Annotated in this window: 1 protein-coding gene; it reads right to left on the reverse strand. The window is 43.2% G+C overall.

Translation table 11 applies throughout. The features are described from left to right. Positions 1–287: redoxin domain-containing protein (locus tag FE392_RS22900; RefSeq protein WP_319931980.1), on the reverse strand; the 287-nt coding region annotated here is incomplete at both ends.

Consider the following 287-nt stretch of genomic DNA (forward strand, 5'->3'; position numbering starts at 1 on the left):
GGCAAACTTCACCTGGGTTGTTACGTACGTATTGAGCAGCTTTAATTTTGTTAACAAGAATGCTTGCGTCACGGCCGATACCGTCAGCATTGATTTCCATAGATTGGATAACGCCGTCTGGATCGATGATGAATGTACCACGAGCAGCAAGGCCTTCTTCTTCCATTATAACGTTGAAGTTTGTAGTGATTGTGCGAGTTGGGTCACCAATCATAATGTATTCGATTTTGCCGATAGTTTCTGAGCTATCATGCCATGCTTTGTGAGTGAAGTGAGTGTCTGTAGAT

This window comes from Xenorhabdus santafensis (assembly GCF_033949405.1).
Classification (GTDB): Bacteria; Pseudomonadota; Gammaproteobacteria; order Enterobacterales; family Enterobacteriaceae; genus Xenorhabdus; species Xenorhabdus santafensis.